Annotated in this window: 9 protein-coding genes; 8 read left to right on the plus strand and 1 reads right to left on the minus strand. The window is 37.1% G+C overall.

The features are described from left to right. The 4 genes from V7K89_RS30335 to V7K89_RS30350 form a co-directional block, all read left to right on the plus strand. Positions 1-911, plus strand: a 911-nt coding sequence (locus V7K89_RS30335) for a tetratricopeptide repeat protein (RefSeq protein ID WP_335193950.1), incomplete at its 5' end; no start/stop codon positions are given. A 264-nt stretch (positions 912-1175) separates the two neighbouring features. Beyond that, on the plus strand, positions 1176-2075 hold the full coding sequence (locus V7K89_RS30340; RefSeq protein ID WP_335193952.1) for an IS982 family transposase: 900 nt from the start codon (positions 1176-1178) through the stop codon (positions 2073-2075). 69 nt (positions 2076-2144) lie between these two features. After that, positions 2145-2339, plus strand: a complete 195-nt coding sequence (locus V7K89_RS30345) for a hypothetical protein (protein ID WP_335193954.1) — start codon at positions 2145-2147, stop codon at positions 2337-2339. Then, positions 2281-3336, plus strand: coding sequence for a M28 family peptidase (locus V7K89_RS30350; protein WP_335193956.1), 1056 nt, complete (start codon positions 2281-2283; stop codon positions 3334-3336). The genes V7K89_RS30345 and V7K89_RS30350 overlap by 59 nt, the downstream gene beginning before the upstream one ends. 8 nt (positions 3337-3344) lie before the next feature. Here the strand turns inward: V7K89_RS30350 and V7K89_RS30355 are convergent, their stop codons facing one another. Next, positions 3345-3797 carry a hypothetical protein gene (locus V7K89_RS30355; RefSeq protein ID WP_335193958.1) on the minus strand — a complete coding sequence of 151 codons (453 nt, stop codon included), beginning with the start codon at positions 3795-3797 and terminating at the stop codon, positions 3345-3347. A gap of 46 nt (positions 3798-3843) precedes the next feature. On the opposite strand from V7K89_RS30355, the gene V7K89_RS30360 reads away from it, so the two are divergent. The 4 genes from V7K89_RS30360 to V7K89_RS30375 all read left to right on the plus strand — a co-directional run bounded on the left by V7K89_RS30360 (position 3844) and on the right by V7K89_RS30375 (position 8704). Continuing rightward, positions 3844-4014 (plus strand): hypothetical protein, encoded by a 171-nt coding sequence (locus tag V7K89_RS30360; protein WP_335193960.1) that lies wholly within the window; start codon positions 3844-3846, stop codon positions 4012-4014. 314 nt (positions 4015-4328) lie between these two features. After that, a complete protein-coding gene (locus tag V7K89_RS30365; protein WP_335193962.1) occupies positions 4329-6029 on the plus strand; it encodes an alpha/beta hydrolase in 1701 nt (566 codons plus the stop codon). A 1158-nt stretch (positions 6030-7187) separates the two neighbouring features. After that, entirely contained in the window at positions 7188-7916 is a 729-nt protein-coding gene (locus V7K89_RS30370; protein ID WP_335193964.1) for a DUF6875 domain-containing protein, read from the plus strand. 323 nt (positions 7917-8239) lie between these two features. Further along, positions 8240-8704 carry a CYTH domain-containing protein gene (locus V7K89_RS30375; RefSeq protein ID WP_335193966.1) on the plus strand — a complete coding sequence of 155 codons (465 nt, stop codon included), beginning with the start codon at positions 8240-8242 and terminating at the stop codon, positions 8702-8704. The last annotated feature ends 178 nt before the right edge of the window (positions 8705-8882 follow it).

An 8882-nucleotide genomic window follows, 5' to 3' on the forward strand; every position in this document is an offset into this window, starting at 1 on the left:
GGGAACTTCAAGCTAGATTGCTTGGTGACTTAGAGCATTATCAAGATGCACTTGCTAGTTTGGATAAAGCTTTAGAGTTGAAATCAGATAATTATAATCTTTGGGAACTTCAAGCTAGATTGCTTCTTGAGTTAGAGCATTATCAAGATGCACTTGCTAGTTTGGATAAAGCTTTAGAGTTGAAATCAGATGATTATAATCTTTGGAATTATAAAACTATAACTCTTTATAAATTAAAATTCTATGACAAAGCTATTGAAAGTGCTAAAAAATCAATATATATAAATCCTGAAAATAGTAATGCCTGGAACTCATTAGGATATCTATTATTAATAAAATATAGTAATGATGAACCACAACTCAATATTCCTTTAGCTATTAATTATGAGCAGGTTTATTTTCATGATAAGCAAGAAAATAGTTTTGAAGAATCTAAATATTATGAAGAATCGTTAATTTACTTTGATAAAGCTGTGATTTTTGGGGTAAATGATGAAAATTTTGTTTTATATTTGGCAAATCAGAGTTATCCTTTATATTATTTAGACCGCTATCAAGAAGCACTAGCTATTTGTAAGAAATGCATTAAATTGAATTTTAAAAAAGACATTGTTTGGGGTAATCAAGGTTTTATACTACTCAAACTAGGACGTTATACCGAGGCAATTAAAAGCTTCAAACAAGTATTAAAATTAAATATTCATTATGCAAATATTCATTACAGTATTGCTTGCTGTTATGCTTTAAGAAATAATGTAAAAGAAGCAGTCAAAACTCTTAAAGAAGCAATTGCGATTAATTCTAAATGCCGAGAAAGAGCAAAGCTGGACTCTAATTTTGATAAAATCCGTAAAGATAGAAGATTTCAGAAGTTAATGCAAACTGAATTATATAACCTTAATCAGGAATGAGGTAGCCGTTCAACTCGGTAATGCAGACAGTCCAACTGTTATAAAGAGTAATATCTATTTAGTAATTTGTGTAATTGAGAATTAGTTTCACCTAGTAGTGATCGCGAAACAGATCGCTACTAGGTGATTTTAGTTGCAGTTCAGTAAAATTTTAGGCTTTTACTGTTATATAGAAAAGAAAGCTTTACTAACTAACCTGAGTTCGGGATAAGGAAAGGAGCAGGTAGTAAGCTGAAAATAACGACAAATCCAGCAACCTGCCCTATGTTTAGTTTAGAAGCATTATTCTGCCATATAGACGATTTTTGTGAGGCATTTGAAATGCAATGGCGCAAAAAACTATTGATACATGGAGCCAGCAGACGTAACCGCAAAAGAAGTCTATGTTTGAGCGAGATAATCACGATTCTAGTCGCTTTCCATCAGACTCAGTATCGGAATTTCAAGTATTTTTATTTGAATCAAGTGAAGCAGCAATGGAGTTATGCCTTTCCAGGTCTTCCCAGCTATCAACGATTTATTGAATGGATACCATCAACCTTGATACCTTTATGCGTCTATCTCAAGCATTGCTTTGGCAAGTGTACGGGTATCGGTTTTATCGATTCAACGAGTCTCAAAGTCTGCCATAATCGTCGGATTTCTCGGCATAAAGTATTTGAAGGTTTAGCTGCACGTGGCAAAACTTCTGTGGATTGGTTTTTTGGTTTCAAGCTTCATCTTGTCGTCAATGAACTTGGTCAACTATTAAATGTTACTTTGACTCCTGGTAACGTTGATGACCGTCAACCAGTTCCCAATTTACTGAGTGAGCTTTTCGGAAAAATTTTTGGCGTTAGCGAAGCTTACCGAAGGTATCGCGGCTATGTTTCTCAAAAACTGACATCTCAACTTTTAGAAGACTTTGGCATTCAGTTTTTTGCTAAACCTCGTCGCAACATGAAAAATAAGCTCATGCTTCTGCATGACAAGCTTTTATCGCGAAAACGCTCCATCATTGAAACTATTAATGACCAACTCAAAAATATTTCTCAGATTGAACATTCCAGACACCGAAGCCCCGTGAATTTTTGTGTTAACGTTCTGTGCGGATTAATTGCTTATTGCCACCAACCTAAAAAACCCAGCCTTCAGATGGACTGGCTTTTATCTCAAACTGCTTAACCCGAACTCAGGTTAACTAAGAATTTGGTACAAGGGCAAGAATACTCATGTCAATTGTCGCAGTACCTTATGAATGATGATATTAGGGCAAGCAATGACAACAGCCATTTTAAGAATTTGATATTGCCTCAGTCACTGGTAATCATACTTTATAGTTCACAGTGGATTTGCGCTACCCTAAGTCAGGAAGCCAAGGATAAATCAGATGAGAAAATGGATTTGGCTGATGCTGTTGGTGCTGATGGCAGTTGCTATTGTGGGTAGCAGAGGTAGTACGTTTTTTGAACAGCGTTCCTCACCGACAATTGTTGAGAGCATTCCAGTAAAAACACCTGAAGCACAGCCAGAGTCAAAGGAAGTTGACATTACCCTGCAGGTGTCTCCTGATAAACTGTTAACCCATATCCAAAAGTTAAATTTTCAGCGCTACACCACAAAAGAGCGATTGCTTACTCGCACTTATATTACAACTGAACTGAAAAAAGTCGGCTGGAAACCTAAATTAGAACAGTTCTCCGACGGTGTGAATATTTTTGCCGAACGCCCAGGAACTAACAAGGCCGCTAAAGCAATTCTTGTAGCAGCGCATTACGACACTGTTGCCTTATCCCCTGGTGCCGATGATAATGCCAGTGGTGTAGCTGTAGTGCTGGAAATAGCCCGATTGCTCGGTTCCCGTCCGACGCCACGGACGTTACAGCTAGCTTTTTTTGACAAAGAAGAAGCAGGACTTTTGGGTAGTCAAGCTTTTGTGAGTAAGACAGCACGCTTGCAAAATTTAGGCGGAGCGATCGTTATGGATATGGTAGGTTACGCTTGTTACACTACTGGTTGTCAGAAATACCCTACTGGATTGCCTATTACACCACCTAGCGACAAGGGCGACTTTTTGGCAGTAGTTGGTGATACAGAACATTTGCCTTTACTGAATGCCTTTCAAAATTCACACAACATCCCCTCAATTGCTCTGAATAAACAGCAAGTAAATCTGCCAGCAGTCCTAACACTACCAATTCCTTTTAAAGGTTTACTGACACCAGACACCCTACGCAGCGACCATGCATCGTTTTGGTACCAGGGCGTAGGCGCTGTGCTGGTGACAGATACCGCAAATTTACGTACTCCGCACTATCATAAACCTAGCGATGTGCCAACGACTATCGAGCGATCGTTCTTCACAGGAGCGGCACAAATTGTAGTTAATGCTACTAGTGCTTTGTTGGAGAAAAATCAGGTTTTGGAAACTCAAGCACCAAGCTAACTTGTGAATTATAAATTATCTTGACTAGCTTTTGGTTTAGGGAAAGTCAACGTCCAATTATTTTTATTATTGACCTGAGAATACAAACCTTGAAGAATGAGCCGGAAAGTTTTTCGAGTTCTAATAGCCTTCTTTACCAGATAAGTTCCTGGTTCAGCAAAGATATCATCAAAGTTTTGTTTATAACCAAACTGTTTTGAACAGTAACTACCAGCACCTTGGACTGTTAACACAAAAAATGGAGCTTGTTTGTATTCATCAGGAATCATAAAGATTCCATATACATGGTGACGACCACGCCACGGCTGAACAATAACTTTAGTAGCGTGTACTTGGAATTTTGGAGTTTTTGATGCGATAAAAGCCTCGAAATTGCAATCAGAATCATTCACAGGCCACCACAGCGTAATAATACTCAAAGAGAGTAGCAAAATTAATATATATGGGAGTCTGCGACGCATAAAGCCAAGAAAAATTGTTGATGCGGCTGGTAAAATTTGATGAGAAATGATAGTGCAGCTAGAGCAGTCAGACTATTCACCTGCAACACATCTGCAAAACGTTTTAAAGGGCAAAGACAAAACATTAAGCAGTCGGTTAAATTTTGTTGTGAAAAAAAAATTGCAGATTGTCGATGCGATCGTTTACCCTGTTTTAGTAGCTCTGTTACAGTATTAAACCTAGCTGAGAAACTATTAAGCTTTTGTGGCTGTTAACACTGATTTATGCTCAAATTTTTAGCTGTGATGAATTCTACAATTCGTTGCTTTTGTTATGCTTGTAATATGGCTCTGTTTGCATCAGCAGATGCTTTGAGGAGATTGCAGCGTCACTGATAGCGACGCAGGAGCGACGCAGGAGCGACGCAGCCCGTCGTAGACATCCCTATTAAGTTAAGAAAAAATTTACTTTTATTTCTAAGCAATTAATGGGGTAGTCAAATACACAAATATCCGTTATATTCCCGTAAGTAAGAATTGGTATAAAAGTTTATGGGAAATTGGAGAAGTCTTAAGACAGTTGCGGGTTTATTTAGCGCGTTGGCTTTGCCCGCCGTAGGCATCGCACTTACACAGTTCGGGGCAAATACTTCGGCCATTGCTGCTGACACGGTTGTTGTGCGTTTGGGTTTATTTACAGAATCTATCTCCCTTGCTGAGTTGCAAAAGGCTGCAAAAACTGGGGAATTGCCTGGGAGTTTACAGTCTTACACTAAAGGATTATCCCAAGAACAACGTCGCTTCTTCTTGGGAGCGCTGGGCATGAATATACCCATGAATGTTGTCACACTTGATAAATTAATTAATACGCAGATTGGTACAACTATTCTTAATGATTTTGCTACAGCCTTAGCCCGGAAGGATAAAGCAGGAGTACAAGCATTGAGAGCCGGATTGGTATTAGGTTCTACTACACCACAGGGTCTTTCTATACTAAGTTTTATTGCTGCTTATCCCAGTAAACGCTTAGAAATTAATTTGCCAAAGGCTTGGGTTGTTGCAAAAAACTTAAATACATCTTTTTGGCGCACCCAGCAATTTATGTTAGCGCTCGCTCCCCAACTCAACCCGATAACAGCAAAGCCGGGAACACCGCAGATTACTTTCCCTTTTGATCCCAGCCAACCAGGAAATGCCCAAGTAAAAATACTCAACTTAAGCCTGAACGATCAAAAGCGCGATGCCTACGGCGGGCTACGCCAACGCAAAATTCCAGTTGATATTTACTGGTCAACTGCTGCAACTCTCGACAAACCCCTTATTGTCTTTTCTCACGGCTTTGGGTCAGTCCGCACGGACTTGCGTTACCTAGCAGAACATTTAGCATCCCACGGTTATGTAGTAGCAGCTTTAGAACATCCCGGTAGTAATGCGGCAAATACTGATTTAGCATTACAAGGTAAAACCAAAGTTATGAAGCCTCAAGAGTTTTTAAATCGCCCTGAAGATATTAGTTTTGTCCTCGACGAATTAGAAAAACTCAACCAAACGACTAATCATCCCCTACAAGGGAAACTTGCAACCACGAACGCGATGGTTGTTGGCTATTCTTTTGGTGGTGGTACAGCTTTAGCACTTGCTGGGGCAGAGTTACAACTAGAACATCTTAAACAACGCTGTAAAAAGAACTTGAGTATCTTGAGTTTGGGAGAAAATTTGCAGTGTATCGCTCAAGAATTACCAGAAAATAGCTATCAACTACGAGATACCAGAATCAAACAAGCGATCGCTCTCAATCCGACAACTTCTCTGATTTTTGGTGAAACTGGGTTAACAAAGATACAAGTTCCCACCATAGTGTTAGCAGGTTCCGCCGATAAAACTACCCCAGCTTTAACTGAACAGATTGTGGGATTTGACAAAATCCCATCCCCAAAATCGCTAGTTGGTATAATTGGAGGTACTCATCTAAGTGTAAAAGATCCCAGCACCACATTAGATCAGATCGGACAACCAAATACACCGATTAGTGGCGGCGAAGTTGTCGGTGAAGAAGCAGCAGATGTTCGCAAGTACGTTAAAGCTATAGCTTTGGCCTTTGCTGCACAGATGACTCCAGAAGCTAAAAAGTATACTATCTTCTTGACACCAGAATATGCCCAGTTTGCTTCAACTGCCGCATTTCCATTTCGCCTAATTACGCAGATTCCTCCTGATGCTATGGCAGTGGTGAAAGAATTTGTTAATAAATAAGGGACTTCCAATTGAACAAATATAAGGCTTACGTATCATACGTATTGACTATACTAAATTTGGGCTTTTGAGCCATGTCTAACACTCAAAATAGTAAATATGCGACAAAATCATGGTTGCAGTCAGCATCTGAAATATAAATTTTGCTTAACGCATATTATGGTTAATTTGTATAGGGCGTAAGTCTTAAAATATTTAATTTTGTGAGTAGCTTACTTAAGAGTGGGGTACGGAGAACGGTAGAAGTCGCCGCTCATTTTGCCTTCTCCAAGGATTTTTTTAAACTAAATAAAGCTTAAACTAGCGATATTTGCTACAAATACCTCACGTTGAGAATCAAACAATCGAAAATACAGTACTTTTCATCTAAGTGGAGTAACTACCCCACCCGCCCTATCAGGCATCTACCTAAGTATTGGAGAGAATTTACTTTATTAACTTGCAATCCGCTGTAAGTAATATACAGCTTATAAATTGGCCTTAGAGCTAATTCGTAAACTCAAGTAAAGTAGTTGTCTAGTAAGGGTTTCAGGAATTTAAGTCAATAAAGCACTTATTCGCTGAAACTTAGACCTAGTAATGAGTTGAGTACCCTTAAGATTTTATTTACGAATCAGCTCTTATACCAATTCTGTGTAAACTTTTTACTTTGATAAAAGTTTATTACCTTGATATTAGCCTTAAAGTTGCTGTTAAATCTATACCAAATTTTTACAGTAAAAATAAGTATTTAGACATAAAATTTATAATGTATTCATAAAAATAATAGAAGCTTAAGAGTGTAAACGACTAGGAGCAGATGCCGAATAATGATAATACATACGTATTCCATAAAAATCGAAAATCGTTTTTGAAAAATCTGTCAATCATTGTAGGGTGTGTTAGCAGAGTGTAGCACGCCCTATATATGTTTCAATATTTAAATATTAGTCCTGTAGCTAATATATTGCAAAATAATTTTAAAACAAATGAAAACAATTTATTTTATCCGAAATATTGTTGTATATATTAACGTAAATCACTTTCAGATCATAAAAGAAAATCATAAAGCGTTGTTATTTCATACAAGCCACAAATTAATCAAAAATTAACAACTAAAGACTTGTTTTGTTTACTTAAATAATTAGTTTTACCTATATGTGTATTGGAAAACTAATTTTGGATTCAAAATTAAACAATTATTCCATTCCACTCAAACTTATGCAACTCTATACAACTCGTGAAATCGAACAACTCCAAGAACATGAAGACCTTCCTTCTTTAATTGAAATTATGGAGTGGGTAAAAAAATTTTTAGGAAGGTCTCATCCTGACTTAGGTAGACCCGGCGTAGTTTGCCCTTTTGTACCTTACTCTCTCAAATCAAACAGTATTCGTCTAGCAGTTATTCACACGAAAGATTTATATCCAGAACAATTAGAAGAGGTTGTTGAACGCTATCGAGATATATTTCTGCAAATAGATGTTGAAGAGCGAAAAATAGCAATTAATAAAGCTTTTTTACTTATCTTTCCTGACATTCATATAGAAGATGCTCCTAAAGTAATAGATAGTGTTCAGCAAAAACTTAAACCTTTGTTTGTTGAGTCAGGATTGATGATAGGAGAATTTCATAAACGGAATGAAAGTCCTGGTCTACACAATCCAAATTTTCGCCCACTTCGTAGTCCAATCCCCTTATTAGCTATCCGGTTCATGGTTGAAGCTGACCTCCCTTTTCTTCAAAACCCTACCGATCCCCACTTACGTATTCGGTATTTGGAAGCTTACTTAAAGCATTTTGATCGTAAATTTACAGATGAAACAAAGTTTAAAATTGCTCGTCAAGCATTAGCTTTAGCAAAAGAACAAATTAAACAAGGACATTTGGTGAGTTCTTGCATATAACAAATATTTGAATTCATGGCTAATAATTGAGCATAGGATATTGAGTATTAAAAGTTTTTCCAGTTCTCTACACCTTGAAATGAGTGGGATGAAAATTAGGAATTTACTACTAGTTGCAATCATTTAGTGCAGATAGTATCAAATCGTCGTCAAGATAAAATTTCTAGTATTACAGTAGAAGCGATCGCTAATTATCAATTAGTTAATATCAATACTTCAAAAACTTCATTCTAATTGCAATAATTGCACACACATTTTTGTGAAGAGATTTAGGATTGTTATATTATTTATAATATAAAAAAGCAAATAATTTGGTAAATAAAATGGCGAAAGAAATAGAGCGGAAATATTTAGTGAGAGGAGATAGCTGGAGAGGATTAGCTGAAGGTAGTGTATATCGTCAAGGGTACATTGCTACACAAGACGAAGCGATTGTACGTATACGTATAGTAGGAGAAAAAAGTTTTTTGACCATTAAAGGCCCCAACATTAAATATTCAAGATTAGAGTTTGAGTATCCTATTCCTGTTAAAGATGCTCAAGAAATACTTGAGATATTATGTGAACGTCCCTTTATAGAAAAAATCAGATATAAGATAGAGTCGGCTGGTTTGATTTGGGAAATAGATGAGTTTGATGGTGTTAATAAAGGACTGATATTAGCAGAAGTTGAACTTAGTGATGAAAATCAGCAAATTGAATTACCAAGCTGGATTGGACAAGAAGTTTCTGATGACTCCAGATATTTTAACAGCAATTTAGTAAAATACCCTTTTTCACAATGGTAAGCTGTTATGCAAGGTGTAGATACACCATCGTTTGAGACTCACGTAAGCAAAAACCGCTATATTTAATTTTTGTCGGACTTACGTATTAGAGGATGTTTTAAAAGTGAGGGGCTATTGTAAGAAAACTCACAAGGCTTAAGCTGAAAGATTGAAGATATCAGCACCTTGTGAGCAAATG

Source organism: Nostoc sp., assembly GCF_036917515.1.
Lineage (GTDB): Bacteria > Cyanobacteriota > Cyanobacteriia > Cyanobacteriales > Nostocaceae > Nostoc.

Bases quoted from the DNA above. Each gene is read 5' to 3' on its own strand.
- V7K89_RS30340 (WP_335193952.1), top strand. From the start codon at position 1,176: ATGTTTAGTTTAGAAGCATTATTCTGCCATATAGACGATTTTTGTGAG.
- V7K89_RS30345 (WP_335193954.1), top strand. From the start codon at position 2,145: ATGAATGATGATATTAGGGCAAGCAATGACAACAGCCATTTTAAGAAT.
- V7K89_RS30350 (WP_335193956.1), top strand. From the start codon at position 2,281: ATGAGAAAATGGATTTGGCTGATGCTGTTGGTGCTGATGGCAGTTGCT.
- V7K89_RS30355 (WP_335193958.1), bottom strand. From the start codon at position 3,797: ATGCGTCGCAGACTCCCATATATATTAATTTTGCTACTCTCTTTGAGT.
- V7K89_RS30360 (WP_335193960.1), top strand. From the start codon at position 3,844: ATGATAGTGCAGCTAGAGCAGTCAGACTATTCACCTGCAACACATCTG.
- V7K89_RS30365 (WP_335193962.1), top strand. From the start codon at position 4,329: ATGGGAAATTGGAGAAGTCTTAAGACAGTTGCGGGTTTATTTAGCGCG.
- V7K89_RS30375 (WP_335193966.1), top strand. From the start codon at position 8,240: ATGGCGAAAGAAATAGAGCGGAAATATTTAGTGAGAGGAGATAGCTGG.